Genomic DNA, 21,355 nt, shown 5'->3' with positions numbered 1-21,355 from the left:
CTTCTATCGAACCACCAGAAATCGATTGGAGATGGCCTCGCGTTGCACATGACTCGGCAAGCGAGCATGCGCGACGCCAAGCCTTAGCCCTTCAAGCTGCGTCGGCCTCCAGATCGCCGAGCAGATCGTCCAGCGCGTTGCGCGTCTGCACATCGAGCGCGGCAGGCGCGGCAGCCGCCCATGCGGCGCAGAAGTCCGACAGCACCGGCGTCTCGAACAACTGACGCAACGCGACCGGGCGCCCCGACGCCGCTTGCAGGCGCGCCACCATCTGCGTCGCCAGCAGCGAGTGGCCGCCCAGTGCGAAAAAGTTGTCGTGACGCCCCACGCGCTCGACACCGAGCACTGCCTGCCAGACCTGAGCGACATCCGTCTCCACACCAACTTCCGGCGGGACAAACCGCGCGGCAGCCGCCTGCGGTGCAGGCAGCGCACGACGGTCAAGCTTGCCGTTCGGTGTGAGCGGCAACGCGTCCAGGCGCAGCCAATGGCCCGGCATCATGAACACCGGCACGCGCGTGGCGAGATGCTCGCGCAGACGCTCCCACAGCGCGTCGTCATCGGCACTGGAGACGACGTACGCCACCAGTTGTTCGTCGGCACCCTCACCTCGCACCAGCACGGTGGCATCGCTGACCTCCGCGTGCGCCAGCAACTGCGCCTCGATCTCGCCCGGCTCGATGCGAAAGCCCCGCAACTTGACCTGCTGATCGCCACGCCCGAGGTAATCGAGCGTGCCGTCCGGCAGACGTCGCACACGGTCGCCCGTCTGATACATGCGCGCACCGGCAGGCCCCCACGGATCGGGGACGAAGCGCTCGGCGCTCAGCGCCGGACGTCCCAGATAGCCGCGCGCCAACCCATCGCCACCGACATACAGATCGCCCGGCACGCCCATCGGCACTTCTGCAAGCGACGCGTCGAGCACGCGCCATCCGATATCCGGCAGTGCCTCGCCAATCGGCGACTGACCGATACCGGCCTCGGCCGCCTCCGGTGTCACAACGCCGTAGCTCACATAGACGGTCGTCTCTGTCGGCCCGTACATGTTGATGACGCGGGTTTGCGTGCCAAAGTGCGACCACCACGGCGCAAGCCGGCGCGGTGTGAGCGCTTCGCCCGCGAGCACGATGTGGCGCAGCGTGGTCTGTGAAGCGTCTGTCGGTAAGGCCGCAAGAATCTGGTAGAACGCGGACGGTGTCTGACACAGCACCGTCACCCGTTGCTGCTCGATCATCGCCCACAGCGCCTGCGGTTCGCGGCTCGTGTAATACGGCACAACGACCAGCCGCCCGCCATGCGACAACGCGCCGAAGATTTCCCACACCGATACGTCGAACGCATACGAGTGGAACATCGTCCAGACGTCGTCCGGACCGAAACCGAACCAGTCCTCCGTCGAATGCAGCAGACGCATCAACTGACGATGCGCGACCTGAACACCCTTCGGCCTGCCCGTCGAACCGGACGTGTAGATCACATACGCCAATTGGTCGACGTGAATACGCACTTCGGGGGACGTGGTCGGCAGCGTCACATCGCGCGACAGCGCATCGATGCTCACGCTGTCCTTCGGCAACCACACGGGTGCGCCGAGCGCGGCGTCCGTCACCACGACCTTGATGTCGGCGTCCTGCACGACATAGCCGAGGCGCTCATCCGGATACGCGGGATCGAGCGGCACGTAGGCCGCGCCCGCCTTGAGCACCCCGAGAATGGCGACGATCAGTTCGACGCGACGCGTCAGCGCAATGCCGACACGGTCCTCAGCCACCACACCCCGGCGCAGCAGCGCGTGCGCCACACGGTTCGCCTGCGCGTCGAGTTCCGCGTAGGTCAGCGAGTGCTCGCCATCGGTGACGGCGATGGCATCTGGTTGCGAGCTCGCGAAGGCGGCAATCGTCCGGTCGACGGTCGTCGTGACATCGAACGTCCGGCGCGGTCCGCGCTGCGTCGGCCACGCGGTGTCGGCGTCGTGCAAGACAATATCCGCAACGCGCAATGCGCCCGATGTCTGCGACGCACACAACTGCGCCAGCAGGTCGTGCAATTGCGTCCACAGACGTTCCACTGCACCGTCGTCGAAATACTGGCGGTCGTAGCTCATGCGCACGTCGATAGTCTCGCCGGACGCGATGCCGATCGTGAGCGGGTAGTGCGTAGACTCCACGTTCACGATGTCGCCGAAGCGCAGCGTCTGTGCGCCCTGCGCCCGAAGTGCGCGATCCACCGGATAGTTCTCGAAGACGATCAGCGAGTCGAACAGTGCCTGACCCGGCCAGCCGACCCAGCGCTGAATGTCGTAGAGCGGCGTGCTCTCGGCCTCGCGCAGCGCCAGGTTGTCTTCCTGCAAACGGTGCAGCCAGTCGTCGAGTCCTTCCGACGGCGACGGACCTTGCACCACCGGCAACGTGTTGATGAAGAGTCCCATCATGCGCTCGGCTGCCGGCAGCTCCGCCGGACGACCGGAGACGGTCACGCCGAAGCACACGTCGCGCTTGCCCGTGTAACGCTGGAGCAGCAGCGTCCACGCGCCTTGCACCAGCGTGTTGACGGTCAGACGGCGGCTGCGCGCAGCGCGCTGCCATGCCTGTGCGCTCGTTGCGTCGACCCGGAACGTGCGTTCACCGTGGCCGTGTGCCGGGGCTGTCGTACGCAGCACGGTCTCGTGCAATTGCGTGGGCGATTCGAAGGCGGCCAGTCGCTCGCGCCAGAACGATTCGCCGTCCTGCGGCGCGTGTTCCTCGAGCCACGCGATATAGTCGCGAAAACGCGGCGCTGTGCCTTCCACCGCCGGTGTGCCGGACAGATACGCTTGAAGGATCTCGCCGATCAGTTGTGCGCTGCTCCAGCCGTCGAGCAGCACGTGATGCAGCGTCCAGATCAGTTGCCACGCGTCGTCGTCGACACGCACGAGCGCCACACGCTGCAACGGCGCGACGCCAAGGTCGAAGCCCTGTGCGCGTTCCTGCTGCGCCAGTTCCGTCAGCACACCCGCGCCCTGCTGAGCAACACGTTCGCGCCAGTCGAGCAGGCGCAACGCTTGCGGCACCTCTCGATGCACGAGTTGCAGCGGCGGCGCGCCGTCTCGCCACACGAAGCTCGTGCGCAGGATCGGGTGACGTTTGACGGCGGCCTGCCATGCGGCGGCAAACGCGTCGGCCTGCAATCCTTCGAGACGGATCTGAAGCTGGTTGATGTACGACGCGCTGTCCGGCGCAAGACGCGCATGAAACACCATCCCCTGCTGCATGGGAGAGAGCGGATACGCGTCTTCGAGATCAGCGGCGGACACCGGCAGATCGGCCAGCGCGGCTTCGGTCAGGCCCGCCAGCGGGAAGTCGGCCGCACTTGTGACCTGTGCGTTGACGCTGGACTCGACGAGCGTGCCCAGCGCCGTTTGCATGCGCGCTGCCACAGCGGCAATTGTTGCCTCGTGGAAACGCTTGCGCGAGAAGCGCCAGTAAAGACGTAGGCAGCCGTTGGCAATCGCTCCGTCGACGGACAGCCAGTTGCCCAGCGGTGCGCAGGCGTCGCGTGCGGCCCCTGCGGACGCGTCGCTCGGCGCGAACCGCCCTTCGCCGAAGCCCGCGTCGACGCGGCCGAGGTAGTTGAACGTGATGCGTCCCCGCGGCAACGCGGCCATCGCTTCGCGTACCGCGTCACTGCCCTGATACCGCAACGCACCGAATCCCAACCCGGCACGTGGCACAGCACGCCACATACGCTTGAGCGCGAACAGCGTTTCGCGCGGCGATGCCGAAACGTCGACCGCCAGCGGATAGACCGACGTGAACCAGCCAAGCGTGCGGGTCAGATCGAAGGCCTCTGTGCCCGGCACGTCGTCGCGGCCGTGGCCTTCGACGCACAAGGCCACGCGTCCTGCCCCAGTCCATTCGCCTACGGCCTGCGCGAGCGCGGCAACGAGCAGCTCAGGCAGACGTGCGCGGTCGTTCGCCGCATCGAGCAACCGGCGGGTGGCGGACGCGTCGAGCGCCACGGTGACTTCCGCTGCATCTGCCTGACGGTCGCCCTCGGCGGGCGTAGCGTCGATGGGCAGCGTGTTGTGCGCGCCTTGTAGTGCGTCCGTCCAGAATGTCGCTTCCTGCTCAGCCTCGGACGACGACGCCCAATCGCGCCAGTAGGTCGCCCAAGCGCCGTACGACGTGCCGTTGTCCGCCAGCGTGACGGGTTGCCCTGCTTCGCTCTGTGCAAGCGCTCGCTGCAAATCGCCCAGCAGCACGCGCCACGACACACCGTCGACGGCAATGTGATGGCAGACGAGCAGCAGACGCTGACGTCCCCCCGTCAGATTGACGAGCACCGCGCGCAGCAACGGGCCGTTTGCCAGCGACAGACCACGTTGTGCACGCTCCGCTGCGGCAAGTGCCTGCACTTCGTCGGCGGCGTCCACGATGTCCAGTGCGACGAGCGATGCGCCGGACGAAGCGCGCTGTTGTTGCCAGCCGTCGTCGTTCTGGACGTAGCGCATTTTCAGGGCTTCGTGATGCTCGGCCACGGCCTGCAACGCCTCGCACAGTGTGTCGCCATCAAGCGGACGTCCCGCGTCGCGTACGTCCACCTGCACCCACTGATTCCAATGGTCGCGCTGAGCGACCGGCTCGCCGAAGAACCACGACTGGATCGGCAGCAAGGGGATCTCGCTCGCTTCGCCAGTGGCAGTCTGCGCTACAGCACCCGCACTCGTCTGCGCTGGCGTCGCCACAGCGGCCAGTTCTGCGAGCGTCTGATGACGGAACACGTCGCGCACCGTGATGCGCCAGTCCGCCGCGCGCGCCCGGCTCACCAATTGCAATGCGATGATCGAGTCGCCACCGAGTGAGAAGAAGTTGTCGGCCCGGCCGACTTGCGCCGTCCCGAGCAATTGCGTCCAGATCGCTGCGAGATCCGCTTCGGCCCCGGCGCGGGGCGCTTCCGCGCTCGCGCTCTGCCATACAGGCTCAGGCAGACGCTTGCGGTCGAGCTTGCCGTTGACGAGCTTAGGCAGCGCGTCGAGCACCAGAATCTGTGCAGGCACGAGATACGCTGGCAGACGCGCGGCAAGCGCTTGTCGCAACTGCTCGCCGAAGCCCGCCGCGTCGACGCCGTCCGGCGGCGTCGCGCTCACGTGCGCGACGAGTTGCACCCCCGCCGGTCCCTGCGCCGTGCCGACGACGGCTTCCCGCACGCCCGTCTCCGCCAGCAATTGCGCCTCGACTTCGCCCGGTTCGATGCGAAAACCGCGCACCTTGAGTTGCTGATCGCGACGGCCGAGGTACTCCAGCGTACCGTCGTCCAGCCAGCGGACACGGTCGCCGGTGCGATACATCCGCGTGCCGGGTCTGCCCCACGGGTCGGGCACGAACCGCTCGGCGCTCTGCCCGGGACGCGCGAGATACCCCCGCGCCACGCCCGCGCCACCGAGATACAGCTCACCCGACACACCGACCGGGACCGGTTGCAGACGCTTGTCCAGCACATACGCGCGACGCTCGCCGACGAGCGAGCCGATGGGCGCGTATGGCGTCGGGCTCTGCATGCCCGCGTGGACCGTCCAGTTCACGGGCGTCACGACCGTCTCCGTCGGCCCGTAACCGTTAAGCAGTCGCACCGGTTGCAGCGTGCGCATGACGAGCGCCAGCGTGTCTCGGGAGAGCGCTTCGCCGCCGCACGAATAGATCAGGCCCGGCGGCACGGCGTCCGGATGCGCTTCCACCCATTGCGCCACGTGTCGTAAGAGCGCTGTCGGCAGCCCGGCATTGGTCACGCGGCGGCGCACGATCTGCTCGCAGATTTCCTCCGGTGTCCATTGACGCGGGCCGCGCAGCACCACGCATGCGCCCTGCGAGAGCAGCGTCAGCCAGCGCTCGTGCGCACCGTCGAACGAGAGCGATGCCACGTGCAGTTCGCGGAAGTCCTGCGTCATGCCGAATAACCTGGCGATAGCGAGGCAATGCATCGCAATCGGACCGTGCGAGACGGCAACGCCCTTCGGCCGCCCGGTCGAGCCGGAAGTGAATATCACATAGGCCAGTTGTGCGGGATGCAGCGCAGGCAACACCGCCGTCGTAGCAGACGAGTCGGCCCCGGCAATGTTCAGCGCCGCCACATCCGGCGGCACACGTGCGAGCCCCTGCGTGTCGGTGATCACCAGCGCAATGCCCGCATCGGCGCACAACTCGGCCACGCGCTCGGCAGGATGGTCGACGTCGAGCGGAACGTAAGCGCCGCCTGCGCGCAGCGCCGCGAGCATCGCGACGAACACGTCCGTCGAGCGCGGCAACCACACCCCGACACGCGCCTCCGACGTCAACCCATGCGTAAGCAAGCGCACCGCCAGCGTATCCGCGCGTCGCAGCAGTTCACCGTACGTCAGCACATCGCCATCGCATTCGACGGCGACAGCGTCCGGGCAACGTGCCGCATGATCCGCGATCATGTCCGGCAGCAGGCGCGTGTCATTCGTTCCCGCGCCATCGTCGTTTGCGGGACTGCCCCAACGTCGAATCGCACTCAGTTCGTCTGCACCGGCGAGCGGCAGGTCCTGCAACGGCGCCCCCGTTTGCGAGACGAGCGCGGTGAGCAACGTCTGCCAGTGCGTGCAGATGCGCTGCGCCGTTTGCGACGAGATAACGTCGCAGGCGTAGCCCAACCCGCCGCCGAGCGTACCGTCGGGCGACTCCACGATGCCCAGATCGAGGTCGAACTTTGCCTGCGTGGTCTCGCCGTCGAGCACCGTCGCGGTGACGCCCGGCAACTGCAACGCCGACGCGGCATGACGCCGCTGATGGTTCACCATCACCTGAAACAGCGGGCTATGGCTCAGGCTGCGCGCGGGGGCAAGGCGCTCGACCACCTGTTCGAACGGCACATCCGCATGACGCTGTGCATCGAGCAGCGTGTCGCGCACCTGCGCGAGCAAGGCGTCGAACCCCGCCGACAGATCGACGCGCGCACGCACGACCACGGTGTTGACGAAACACCCGACCACGCGCTCCAGCGCCGTGCGGCTGCGATGACTCACCGGCACACCGACACGCACATCGACGGTGGAGGCATCCGTTTCCTCGTCGCTCTGGCCCGCCGCGTAGCGCGCCAGCAGCGCCTGAAACGACGCCAGCAGAACAGCGAACGGCGTGGTGCGGGCGTCACGCGCCAGGGCGCGAACACGCTCCGTCAAGGGCGCTGGTAGCGTGAACGCAACGCGCCCGCCTTCGGCATCGCGCTGCGCCGGACGATGACGGTCGAGCGGCAGCGCCAGCAAGTCGTCGGCATCGGCAAGCTGCGTCGCCCAATAGTCCAGTTGCCCGGTCAGCGCTTCGCCGCCCAGCCGCAATCGTTGCCAGATGGCGTAATCGCCGTAGGTCGGGCCGAGCGTCTGCGTCGCGGGCGTCTGTCCATTGCGCACGATGGCGTAGTCGCGGGCGATCTCGCCGATAAGCACGTCCAGCGAGCCGCCGTCGGAGATCAGGTGGTGCATCGTCAGCACCAGCACATGACGCGTTGGCGTCACACGCAGCAACGTCGTGCGCACCAGCGGGCCGAGCGCCAGATCGAAGGCGCGGCGGTTGACGTCCGCCACCGCGTCGCGCACGTCGAGCTCGATGGCCCCTGCGCCCAGCGGCAAGATCTCCAGCGGCACATCGACGCGGGCATGCACGTGCTGCATGAGCTTGCCATCTGAGACGTCGAACGTCGTGCGCAGCGCGGCGTGACGTGCCACCGCAGCGGCGAAGGCTTGCGCCAGCGCCGCCGCATCCAGATCGCCATCGAGCTGTACCGCGCCCGTGATGTGATAGGTGTCGTGGCGCTCGTCGAGTTGCAACAGCGTCCACATGCGTTGCTGAGCGAACGAGGCGGCGGCGCGCTCACCGTCCTGTCCTTGCGCGCGGGACACCCAGCCGTCGAGCGGCAAGTGCTCGCGCACGTCGACGCCCTTGCGTTCGAGCAACGCGATCATCGCCTGCCGTTGCGTCGGGGCCAGACGGGCGAGCGTCGTTTGAATGTCGTCTTTCGTATCAGCCATGCTTAGTTTGCCCATGAGTAGCCTCCGGCCCGAGCAGCGCTTGCAGCGCCTCGGGGGAAAGGGATTCCATTTCGCGCAGGGCGGCTTGCAGGTCGTCGTCGGCGACCTCCGGGCGGGTGGGGGATGTGCCCGCCAGCGCGTCGAGCGCTTGCGCCAGTGCCGTCAGTCGGCTCGCTTCGAAGAGGGTGCGCAGCGGGACGTCGAGCGACAACGCATCGCGCAGCCGTGACGCCACCTGCGTTGCCAGCAACGAGTGACCGCCAAGGGCGAAGAAGTCGTCGTGGCGCCCCACACGCGGCACGCCCAGCACGTCCTGCCAGATCGAAGCGATGCGCGCTTCTATGCCGTCGCGCGGCGTTTCGAACTGCACCGCACCTGCGGCTTCGGGCACCGGCAACGCGCGCCGGTCGAGTTTGCCGTTCGGGGTGAGCGGCAAAGCATCCAGACGCAGCCACTGGCCCGGCACCATGTAAGCGGGCAACTCGCCGCCCAGATGGGTGCGCAGACGCGACCATAGCGCGGCGGTATCGACGTCAGTGGCACGATCCGGAGGCGACACCACGTACGCCACGAGTTGCTCGCCCGCGCCGTCGTCCCGAACGAGGACGGCAGCGTCCGTCACGTCTTCATGACGCAGCAGTTGCGACTCGATTTCGCCCAGTTCGATGCGGAAGCCTCGCAGCTTGACCTGTGCGTCGCCCCGGCCAAGGTAATCGAGCGTGCCGTCCGCCAGCCGACGCGCGCGGTCGCCGCTGCGATACATGCGCTCGCCCGGTGCGCCCTTCGGGTCCGGCACGAAACGCTCGGCTGTGAGGCCCGCCTGTCCCAGATACCCACGCGCCAGCCCTTCGCCGCACACATACAGATCGCCTGCAACACCCGGTGGCACCTCGTTGAGACCCTCGTCCAGCACACGCCAGTCGAGGTCGGCAATCGGCTCGCCGATGGGTGAACCCGCCGAACCCACCGTGCAGTCCCGATGCAGCACATGCTGGCTGACGTGCACCGTCGTCTCCGTGATGCCGTACATATTGGTCAGACGTGTAGCCTCACCAAAACGCAGCCACCACGCAGCGAGTCGCGCGGGCGTGAGCGCTTCGCCGCCGAAGACGATGTGGCGCAGCGTCGTCGACGTCGCGTCCGACGGCATCGCGCCGAGCCATTGATAGAACGCTGAGGGCGTCTGGTTGAGCACCGTCACACCTTCGCTGGCGACGAGCGTCCACATTGCCGCAGGATCACGCGCCGTGTCCTGCGACACGACCACGAGCCGCGCGCCGTGCGCGAGCGCACCGAAGATTTCCCATACCGAGAAGTCGAAGGCGTACGAATGGAACATCGTCCAGACGTCGTTTGCGTCGAACGCGAAGTCCTGCGACGTGCCCGTGAGCAATCGCATCAGGTTGCGATGCGTCAGTTGCGCGCCCTTCGGACGCCCGGTCGACCCGGATGTGTAGATCACGTAAGCCAGCTGATCGACGTGGACGTCGCGCGCCGGGGCATGGTCCGGTAGCGTGGCGTCGGCGAGCATCGATTCGAGTGTCATCGCCTCGCCCGGCAGCCACGGCGCCCCAGCCAGCGACGCCTGAGTGATCGCGTGCGTGACCCCAGCGTCTTCCACCATGTAGCTCAGGCGCTCGGCCGGATACGCCGGATCGAGCGGCACATACGCCGCGCCCGCCTTCAGAATTCCCAGCATTGCGACGATCAGGTCCGTGCTGCGCGACATGGCGAGACCGACACGCGCCTCGGGCGCGACGCCCGCACGAATGAGCGCATGCGCGATTCGGTTCGCGCGGGTCACGAGGTCCGCATACGAGACGCGGGTGTTGGCGTCGCACACGGCAATCGCGTCACTCCGTACCGCGGCCTGCGCGTCAATCACGGCATGCACGGGCAGCGGCACGGCAACGCTCACCCGCCTGCGACTGTCGCTCTGCCCCGCCGCATCGCTCGTCTTCATCGCAAGCCGCGCGACGGGTATCGCTGCCTGCGTCATGGCAACGTCAAGCAGCGTCAGCCACTGCTCACCAAGGCGGCGCACGGTCGGCGCGTCGAACACGTCACAGGCGTACGTCAGCCAGCCGCGCAGTGCGCCCGCTTCGTCCTCCTCCGTATCGAGCGCGAGGTCGACCTGCGCATGATGTGCACGCCGCTCGATGGCCCGCATCGTCACACCGGCCAGATCGCTCAGCGGTGCGAAGGCGCGCTTCTGATGATTGATGGACACCTGGAACAACGGGTGCCGTGACACGCTGCGCACCGGCGCGAGGTGTTCCACCAACCGCTCGAACGGGACGTCGGCATGCTGTTGCGCCCCCAGCAGTTGGTCTCGCACCTGCGTGACGAGCGTGGCAAACGTCGTCGGCGATTCGATCTGCGAGCGCAGCACCTGCGTGTTGACGAAGAAGCCCACCACCGCTTCGACGGCTTCGTGCGCGCGCCCGGCCACGGGCATCCCGGTACGCACGTCGCCCTCGCCGGTGACGCGATGCATCAGCAGATGGAAGGCGGCGGCCATGACCATGAAACGGGTGACACCGTGCTCACGCGCGAAACGGTCGAGTCGCGCAGGCAAGCCCGGCGGCATCGTGAGGTCGATGCTGGCCCCCGTGCCGTCACGAACGACGGGGCGTACCCGGTCGAACGGCAAAGCCAGCTCCGGATGCGTCGTGCCAAGCTGCTGACGCCAGTAGGCGAGCTGCGCGGCTTGCGCGGGACCGGCCAGTTGTTCGCGCTGCCATACGGCGTAATCCCCATAACGCAGCGATGAAGCCGACGCGTCGCGCACCGGCTGAGTACCACCCGCATGCGCACGATAGGCGCGCGCCAGATCGGCGACCAGCAGGTTCATCGACCAGCCGTCCGAGATCAGGTGATGCATGACCAGCATCAGCACGTGCGACTGGTTGCTGATCTGCATGAGATGGACGCGCCAGAGCGGCCCGTTGGCCAGATCGAACGGCGCAAGCGTCAGCGCATCAAGACACGCTTGCACAGCCGCGCTGGCAACGTCGCCGGACGTCCCGGACGCAACGGCGTCGTGCGTGAACGCGACCGGCAGCACGGCATGTACGCGTTGCTCCGGTGCGCCACCCTCGGCGGCATTCACCGCAACGGTCGTGCGCAACACGTCGTGCCAGTCCGACAGCGTCTGCAAGGCGCGCTCAAGCGCGTCGGCTTGCAACGGTCCATCCAGACGCAACGCACCGGCGATGTGATATGCCCCCGCGCGCGGTGCCATTTGCGTCTCCAGCCACACACGCATCTGCGACGACGACAGCGGGAACGTGCTGCGATGGTCGTCCCCACGCGTCGGCCCGGTGACGGCCGGTGGCGTTTGCGCGGACTTCGCTTCGGCAGGCGCTTCCAGTGTCGCCAATTGCGCCACCGTCGGATGCGACGCCAGATGCTGCGGCCCTACCTTGATGCCACGCTTGCGCAGTCGCGCAATCACCTGCAACGCGAGAATCGAGTCGCCGCCGATGTCGAAGAACGCATCGTGACGGCCGACCTGCTCACGCTTGAGCACCTGGCACCAGATGGCTGCGATGTCGGCTTCTGCGCCGTCGTGCGGCAATTCCACCGACGCCGCGCCCGCGCATTCCTTTGTGGCGTCGACGCGCTCGGTCAACGCCAACAAGGCGCGACGATCCACCTTCCCGTTTGCAGTCAGCGGCAGTTTGTCGACTCCGTCGAATCGTGCCGGGATCCACGCGAACGGCAGCGCCTCGGTCAGCGTGGTGCGCACAGCATCGACCGTCGCGTCGCCCGTAAAGACGCCATGCAACCATGCGCCGCCCGGCCCGTCGTGACGGGCAACGACCACGGCATCGATCACGCCGGGCACGCGACGCATCGCCTGTGCCACTTCCGCCGGTTCCACGCGATAGCCGCGGATCTTGACCTGATCGTCCATCCGGCCGAGGTAGACGACGGCACCGTCGGCGCGCTGCACCGCACGGTCGCCGGTGCGATACAGCCGTGCACCTGCGCGCCACGGGTCGGGCACGAAACGCTCGGCCGTCTGCGCGGGTGCGCCGAGATACCCCCGGGCTAACCCTGCGCCGCCCAGATAAAGCTCACCGGCCACACCCGACGGCAACGGGTTCAGGTCCGCATCAAGGACATGCGCGTGCAGGTTCGCCAGCGGACGACCGACAGGCACAGGCAACTCCGCAACGGTGCCGACGACATGCGTCAGTGCCCCGACAGTCGTCTCCGTCGGTCCGTAATGGTTGAGGATCGCCAGCCCCGGACGCGCCGTGTGGATATGTGCGACGAAAGACGGGTCCAACGATTCGCCCCCCGTCACGAGCACCGCGCGCGGCAACACCGCCGCGCCCGCCGCATCGAATAGGCCCCTCAGGTGCCCCGGCACGATCTTGAGGACGTCGATCCGACGCGCCGCACACCACTCGGCAAAGCGCTGCGCATCGAATGCGCACGCTTGCGGTACGAGATACAGCGGACGGCCGAGCGCCAACGCGCCGAACAACGTCGTGTGACCGAGATCGGCAGCCACGGTCGACGCCATCGCGAATCCGCCCACGTTGCCGGTTTCACTCGACGTCTCAAGACCGCGCTCACGCAGGCGCGTCGCCACCGCCTGCACGTAGTTGTGCAGCGCCCCACGACTGACGACGACGCCCTTCGGCTCGCCCGTCGACCCCGAGGTGTAGATGACGTAAGCCGCTTGCGCCGGATGGGCGCGGACCGGCGTCGGTCCTTTCGTGTTGGTGCTGGCGTCTGCGATGTCGCGCCAGCGAATCAGCGAGGCGTGCTTCATCGCAGGTGTCTGATCGTCGACGATCACCGCGTTGGCACCACTGGCACTCACCAGCTTTTGCAGACGCGCCACCGGTTGCGCGGGGTCGAGCGGCACGTACGCAGCACCGGCCTTCCAAACGCCCAGAATCGCGCCAACCAGCGCCGCGCTGCGCGGCAGACAGATGGCGACACGATCCTCCGGGCCGATCCCCCGCGCCTGCAACGTGGCCGCCAGCCGGTTCGCAAGCGCGTCGAGTTCGTCTCGGCGATAGGTCGCGTCCTCACCTTCGGCGGCCAGCGCCGCGCCGTCACGGGTGACATGCGCCTGCCAATCGTCAAGCAAGTCCTGCGAGGACCAGACGACGTGCTCGGCAGTCTGTGGCACTGCGTTCGTCAGCCCAATCTGCCCTAACCGCTTGGGCGGCGTTGTCGACGTGCCGAGGCTGTCCGCCATCGCGCCCAATAACGCCACGAACTGCTCGCCGAGTGCTTGCACGGCGGCGTTGTCGAAGTGCTTACGGGCGAACGCCAGAACGAGACGCAAGCCGTCGTGCTGCTCGACGATCAGCGACAGTGGATAGTTGTTGCGCGCCTGCGTGCCGCGCTCCAGCAGCGCCAGCCGCAGACCATCGTCGCGTTGACCGAGCAGCGCAGCATCGAGCGGATAGTTTTCGAAGACGACGATGCTCTCGAACAGTGCACCTTCCGCGCTTTCGCCGTCGCGCTCATTGTCCCGATGCGCTTCGCGCGTGATGGCGGACAGCGCCACATGCTCATGCTCACGCGACTGCGCCGTTTGCGTCTGAAGATCGCGCAGCCAGTCGGCGACCGGACGACGCGCGTCGAACGTGGCGCGCACCGGCAGCGTGTTGATGAACAGACCCGCCATGCGTTCGATGCCCGGCACGGCCGCAGAGCGGCCCGACGCCGTCACGCCGAACACCACGTCGCGCAATCCGGCATGACGCGCCAGCAGCAGCGCCCATGCGCCCTGACACAAGGTGCCCGGGGTCACGCCAACGCGACGGGCGGCGTCGCACCACATCTGCCATTGCGAAGGGGCGAGCGTCCATGCAGTTTCGCCATGCCCCGTTGCCTCCGCCGCCGTACGCGCCTGACGCGCTAATGGAAGCGGCGTCGGCGCGCCCACGCCGTCAAGCAATTGCCGCCAATGTGCGCGCGATGCAGAGGCGTCCAGTTCACGTTGCCACACGGCAAACTCGGCGAACGACGGTGCGGCCAAAGCCTCGCCATCCGCCGACGCAGTGCCTTTCGCCAGTGCGGCATACCGCGACATCACGTCGCTCAGAATCAGTCCGGTGCTCCAGCCGTCGAGCGCAACGTGGTGGCTGCTCCAGAGCAGCCACCAACGCGACGCGCCAACGCGAATCAATGCCAGACGCGGACGATGCGCCTGAGCGAACGAGAAACCTGCAGCGCGCTCGGCCGCGAAACGGGCGTCCAGCCGCGCGTGTTGTTCCGTCTCGCTCAACGCGCACCAGTCTTCCTGCGACAGCAAGTCGACCGCCGTGGCCACTGTCTCGGGTCCGTGCACCAGCAGCAGCGGCAGTTCGCCGACGTCGCTCACAAAGGCCGTGCGCAACGCCGCATGACGCATGACCGCATCCCGCCATGCCTGTGCAAAGGCATTCGTGTCGAGCGCGCCGTCGATCACGAAGCCCTTCTGATAGAAGTACGGATCGGCGGTGCCCTGTTGCTGCGAGTAGAACAACAGGCCTTGCTGCATCGACGTTGCGGGAACCACGGCTTCGATCTGCCGCATCGACGCGGGCAATGCGGCGAGCTGTTCGCGCGTGAGGCCCGCGTACGGGAAATCTTCCGCGATGACCGGTTCGTGACCCGGCAACGTCTCAGCCAGTGCGCGCAGCGTCGCACCGATCTCGTCGACGAGCGTCTGAACGTTGTCGCCTGTGAAGCGCGCACGATCATAGCGGCAGACGAGCCGCAGCGTGTCACCGCGCTGCCAGACGTCGAGCGTCAGCCAGTTCGGTGGCGCAACGTCGGGCTCGTGCGACAGGCCCCCGTCGACGATGCCATCCGTGTCGGTGCGTCCGAGGAAGTTGACCGTGACGTGGCCTGCGGGCAGCGCGTCGAGCGCCTGACGGGCATGCGGCGTGCCGAGGTAACGCAGCGCGGCGTAGCTGGCACCGTCGTGCGGCACGCGTCGCCAGGCCTCGCGTGCGGCGGCCAGCGTGACTTCGGGCGTGCTACCTACCGGGATGGTGAGCGGCCACGCCGCCGTGAACCAGCCGAGCGTGCGCGAAAGGTCGCCCTGCTCTTCGCCGCCGCGCCCATGACCTTCGACGTGCACGACATAACGCTGTGCCCCTACACGCTGGCCCAGCGTGTGCGCGACGGCAGCACTCAGTGCCTCATGCATTCGCACACGTCGCAGTTGCGCGAGCGGCACGGCGATGTCGGCGGGCCACGTGTGTTCGATCTCGCCAGCCCCCGGCGTTGCGTTCGTCGGCTTAGCAACATCCACCGAATCCACGGCACCGGCCAGCGCCTGCTGCCAGACCTCCAGCGCGGCCGATGCGGCGTCGCTTTGCGCCCAGTCATGCCAACGCTGCGCCCACGCGCGCATCGATTGGCCGACGGCGGGTAATGCCCGCGCCGCCTGCGCCCCTCGCGTATTCCCGAGCGCCGTGTGCAAATCGTCCAGCAGGATGCGCCACGACACGCCGTCGATCACCAGATGGTGCGCGACGAGGAAACAGCGCAACTCGCCTGCCTCCGTACGCACCAGCAGCGCACGCAACAGCGGACCGTCGGCCAGCGACAGACTCCGTTGGGCCTGAGCGAGAGCGTCGGCCAGTTGCGCGTCGTCGCACATCGCCACGTGCCAGAGCAGATCGTCGGCAGCATGTGGCGCGACGTAGCGTGCCTGCCATTGGTCGTCATGCTCGGTGAACCGCAGCCTGAGCGCATCGTGATGCTTCACGACGGTGGCCAGCGCTTCACGAAGGGTCGTCATGTCCGTGCCTTCGGGCAACGTCGCTTCGACCCACTGGTTCCAGTGATCGCGGCGCGCGATGGGCTGACGGAAGAACCACGCCTGCACGGGTGTTAGCGGCACGTCACCTTCGAGCGGTTCGGGCGCTCGCGTCACGCCGTCCGCTTCACCGACCGCCCGCGCTTGTGCCGCGAAACGCGCGAGCGTCTGGTGACGGAAGACGTCTTGCGCGCCGACTTGCCAGCCCGCCTGACGTGCGCGTCCAACCATCTGCAACGCGACGATGGAATCGCCGCCCAGCGCGAAGAAGTTGTCGTCGCGGCTCACCGACGGCACGCGCAGCAGATCCTGCCAGACGGCCGCCAGCGCGCACTCAGCCTCGCCCTGCGGTGCCTGTCCGCCTGCGCTGCCCCAGACCGGCGCGGGCAACGCCGCCCGGTCGCGTTTGCCGTTGGGCAGCTTTGGCAGTGTATCCAGCACGATTACGAGCGACGGCACCAGATAGTCCGGTAGACGACGCGACAGCGCCACGCGCAGCGCTTCGCCGTCGAGTCCCTTGCCTGCGACGTAGGAGACGAGTTGATCACCCGCAGGCCCCGCCGCGACGACCGCCAGCGCGTCGTCGACGCCCGGCTCGCGCAGCAATTGCGTCTCGACTTCGCCGGGCTCGATGCGGAAACCGCGCACCTTCACCTGCTGGTCGAAACGACCGAGATAGACGAGCGTGCCGTCGGCGAGTCGACGCACCCGGTCCCCCGTGCGATACATGCGCGCGCCCGGCTCACCGCGCGGGTCCGGTACGAAGCGCTCGGCCGTCAGCGCTGCGCGTCCGAGATACCCGCGCGCCACGCCCTCGCCACCGAGGTACAGTTCGCCCACCGCGCCAAGCGGCACTTCGCCGAGCCACGGATCGAGCACCCAGGCGCGGCGGCGTCCCACCGGCTCGCCGATGGGCGCATACGCCTGACCCGCGATTTGCGCAGCCGGTTGCGCATCCAGCGCACCGTCGATGGACCAGGCGACCGGCGTCATCACGGTCTCGGTCGGACCATAACCGTTGATCGTCTGCGCCGGACGGAACATCGCCTGCGCCGCGCGCAACGCAGGCCACGCCATCGCTTCGCCGCCGAACGAAAGCAAACGCAGCGCTGGTGCGCCCGTTGCACCGCTCGTCGCGAGACGGCACAGATAGGCCGTCGGGAAACCGGCATTCGTCACGCCGTGACGACGCATTGCGTCAACCATCGTCTGCGGGGGCCAATGACGTTCGTCCGCAATGAACAACGACGCGCCGCAGATCAACGGCGCCATCCACCGTTCGTGCGCGCCGTCGAAGTTGATCGAGAGCACGTGCAACTCGCAGACCCCGGGCGAGAGGCGGTATTGCGCGCCGGTCGCTACGCAGTGCATGGCCAGCGGACCATGCGCCACCGCCACGCCTTTCGGTATGCCGGTCGAACCGGAGGTGTAAATCAGATAAGCCAGTTGATCGGGATGCAGCGAGACCCCTGGCGAATCTTCGGGCAGCGAGATATCCGCCATGAGATCGGCAACCACGGCGCGACGCGCGGGTAGCCACGGCGCGTCGGCCAGCGAGGCTTCAGTGAGTGCCAGCGAAATGCCCGCGTCGTCGATGATATGCGCCAGCCGCTGCGCCGGGTAAGACGGATCGAGCGGCACGAATGCGCACCCGGCCTTCATGATGCCGAGCAGCCCCGCGATCATGCCCGCCTGACGCGACATCGCCAGTCCGATGCGCGCCTCCGGCGCAACGCCCTGTCCAAGCAGCCAATGCGCAATGCGGTTCGCCGCGCGCTCGAGTTCGGCGTACGTGAGGGTGCCAGCCTCATCCCTCAACGCGACGGCGGACGGTTGTTGCTGCGCCTGCACGTCGATCAGCGATGAGACACTTTGAAACGGCAACGAGGCTTCGGCGATCGCAACGCGATGCCCGCCATCCAGCGCGTTTTCAAAGGCAACGTCGAGCGACGCCAGCGGCTGCGTCGGGAGTGCGAGCAGCGTCGCCAGCCCGGCGCACCAGTCCGCGCCCAGACGCTCGATGGTCGGTGCGTCGAACAGATCGGTCGGGAAAGTGAGACGGGCGCGCAGCGTCACGCCGTCGAGCGGATCTGCGCCGTTGCCAGTCGTCGCCTCGTGAAGCTCGTCGATGTCGAGCGCAAGGTCGTACTGTGCCCCGCCGGTCAGCGGCTGTGCGACCACGTTCAGGCCTGCGGGCCAGCCCGCCGCGCCGCGCAACGCGGCAGCGTTCGCCACATGATGGTTCAACATCACCTGAAACAGCGGCGATTGTCCGAGGCTGCGCTGCGGCGCAATGCGCTCCACTACGCGCTCGAACGGGGCTTCGCGGTGCGCTTGCGCGTCCAGCGCTCCGTCGCGCACCTGCATCACCAGCCGGTCGAAGTCGGTTGCCGGATCGATCGTTGCTCGCCACACTTGCGTGTTGACGAGGCAGCCGAGCATGCGCTCCAGTCCGGCCACGTCTCGCTGCGCAATCGGCACGCCCACGCGGATATCCGTCTCGCCCGCGTAACGGTGCAACAGCCATTGGAACGACGCGGCCAGCACGATGAACGGTGTCGCCTTGCGTTGTGCCGCGTAAGTCAGCACGTCACGCGTAAGACCCGCCGGGAATTCGAACGCGAGCGTTTGCCCCGCGCCGCTGCGCAACGCGCCACGCGCACGGTCGACAGGCAACGCGAGCACCGGCGACGGTTCCGGCAGATGCGTCTGCCACCAGTCGAGTTGACGGCCGAGCGCCTCACCATCGATGCGGGCATGCTGCCAATGGGCATGATCGCCGGGCTGGACTGGCACCGGGGCCAGCACCGGTGTCTCGCCGTTGACGAATCCGCTGTAGGCCTGCGCCAGTTCGTCGATCAGCAAGGTCATCGACCAGGCGTCCGTCAACAGATGGTGCAGGACGAAGACGATTCGATGCGCCTCGCCCGACATTCGGATCGACGCCACGCGCCACGGTGCGGAGGTGTCCGGAGCAAACGGCTGAGCGAGGAGCGCATCGGTCAGACGGGACGCTGCGGCATCGGGGCTCGCATCGCCCGACACATCGTGTCGGACAAGGGGTACATCGGCCTTCGCGTGCACAATCTGGACAGCAACGCCATCACGCTCGTCGAACGTCGTGCGCAAGGCATCGTGGCGGGCCGTGATCACTTCGAGCGCACGAGAGAACGCGTTCGCGTCGAAACGTCCCTTGACGAGCAATTGCCCACCGACGTGATACGCCGCGCTGTTCGCCGGATCGAGCCGATGCACAAACCAAAGCCGGGACTGCGCAAAGGACTGACGGAAAACACGGGCGTCCGGGGTCTGCGCGAGCGGTGTCGCGGGCGGAATTTGCTGTCCGGCGTCGATGGCTTGCTCGCCCGAGACAGGCGTGAGCTTCGCGAGTTCTCGCACCCACTCGCCCAGCCGCGCATGTTCGTACAACGAGGCGGGCGTCGCCTTCACGCCAAGACGCTCATGCACGCGCGCCAGCACCTGCATGGCCAGCAACGAACTGCCACCGCACAGGAAAAAATGATCGTCGGCACGGACCTGTTCACGCCCCAGCACCTCGCGCCAGATCTGTGCGATGGCGTCGAACGTGGCGTCCTGCCTCGGCGCTGCGCCGGGCTTGTCGTTCGATGACGCCTTTGCTGCCTCTTCCCCGACAATCGCACCGTTCTGCCATGTCGCCCACGCATCGAGCGAACCATCGCGCCAGCCCTTCGCACAGGCACTGCGCTGCAACTTGCCACTCGATGTCTTGGGCAGCGCACCGGGATTGAGCAGCACCACGACCGACGCCGCTTGCTGGCAGACGTCGGAGACCGCCACGGCGATCGCTTCGGCGAGCGTCTGCGGCGGCACCATCTTCTGCACGCCGCGACCGACTTCCGCCGCAATGCCGATACCCGGCTCGCCATCGACATCGACGGCAAACGCCGTCACGCGGCCCTTGCGCACGAGCTCGACGTCCGCCTCGACGGCCTTTTCCAGATCCTGTGGATACAGGTTATGGCCACGGACGATGATGACGTCCTTGCAACGGCCAGTGATGTACAACTGATGGTCATGCACAAAGCCGAGGTCGCCTGTGCGCAGCCAGCGCTTGCCGTCCGCCTGCACGAAGGTCCGTGCACTCGCTTGCTCGTTGCGCCAGTAGCCTTGCGCCACGCTCGGCCCGCTCACCCAGATCTCGCCCACGCCGTCCGTCGCAACCGCCGACGGTGCGACTTCAGGCGAATCGTTCCACGTCATCAGACGCACTTCGTGATCGAGCGGCGTCGTGCCGCATCCGACCAGCATCGCGCTGTCGTCACTGTGATCACCCGAAGCTTCCGCCCGTTGTTGCGCCAGTGCGCTGCGGTCGAAGTCGGTCGCCGTCATGCCGTCGCCGCGCTGTCCGCCGGTGACGAACAGCGTCGCCTCGGCCAGCCCGTAGCAGGGATAAACCGCCTTCGGATCGAAACCTGCGGGCGCGAACGCTTCGCAGAAATCGACCAGCGTATCGTGACGCACCGGCTCCGAACCCGAGAACGCCAGCCGCCAGCCGCTCAGGTTCAGCGAGCCGATGGTGGCGGTGTCGATGCGTTGCGCACACAGGCGATAGGCGAAATCGGGGCCACCGCTAACGGTGCCGCCGAATGTATCGATGGCGCGCAGCCAGCGCACCGGCCGCTCCAGAAAGAACTGCGGCGACATCAGCACGAGACGCGCCCCACGATAAATCGGCGAAAGCAGCCCACCGATCAACCCCATGTCGTGATACAACGGCAACCAGCTCACCATGGTGTCGTTTCGCGTCATGCCCAGCCCGGCGACGATGGCGGCTTCGTTGGCCATCAGATTCGCGTGACTGACCATCACGCCCTTCGGCGTGGACGTCGAGCCCGACGTGTATTGCAGGAACGCCAGATCGTCCGGCGCGACGGTCGTCTCCTGCCACTCGTTCGCGAGCGCATCGTCGATCTCATCGATCACCACGATCTCGACACCGCGCAACTCCGGTACAGCATCGCCGAACGCGAGCATGGCGTCGCGATGCCGACGGTCGGTCAGCACGAAGCGTGCACGTGCGTCGCGCAGGATCGAGCGCACGCGCGCCAGATGCTGCGGACGCGCCGACTCCGGCGGAAACGCGGGCACCGCGATGGCTCCGGCGTACAGGCAGCCGAAGAAGCCCGCTACGTAATCCAGTCCCGTCGGCATGAGCAGCAATCCACGTTCGCCATAGGCACCCTCTTTCCCATTGGCGGCGAGACGTTGCAGCGTGGCGGCTACCGCGCGGGCGCGCGCGTCGAGCCCGGCACAGGTCAGGGCATGACCGTCGCCCTCGTCGCTGGAAACGGCGCGCAGCGCCTCGCGATCCGGCTCAAGCCGGGCACGAGCGCGCAGAAGATCGACGATGTGTTCGATAGGAGCGCCGGGCGCTCCCTGAGAGGGTGCCGTCGACGGGACGGGACCGAAGGGGACGGGCAAGCGGAGAGCGTCGTTCATGACGGTAGCGACTCACGAAGCAGAGGCGGAATCAAAGACTGGCGCGTGGTGGCCGACGGGGT

General features: G+C 67.3%; 2 protein-coding genes. Both read right to left on the bottom strand.

All coding sequences use genetic code 11. The features are described 5' to 3' along the window. Positions 1–91: 91 nt before the first annotated feature. Complete coding sequence (locus tag PAN31117_RS21350; protein WP_150739965.1) at positions 92–8,041, bottom strand: non-ribosomal peptide synthetase; 7,950 nt, start codon at positions 8,039–8,041, stop codon at positions 92–94. Continuing rightward, the gene (locus PAN31117_RS21345) at positions 8,019–21,293 is read right to left on the bottom strand and encodes a non-ribosomal peptide synthetase (RefSeq protein WP_150739964.1); all 13,275 of its coding nucleotides are present in this window, start codon (positions 21,291–21,293) and stop codon (positions 8,019–8,021) included. The genes PAN31117_RS21350 and PAN31117_RS21345 overlap by 23 nt, the downstream gene beginning before the upstream one ends. Positions 21,294–21,355 lie beyond the last annotated feature (62 nt).

It is taken from the genome of Pandoraea anapnoica, from assembly GCF_902459765.1.
Lineage (GTDB): Bacteria > Pseudomonadota > Gammaproteobacteria > Burkholderiales > Burkholderiaceae > Pandoraea > Pandoraea anapnoica.
The sequence above is the reverse complement of the archived record's forward strand: the minus strand, read 5'-3'. Positions and strand labels throughout refer to the sequence as shown.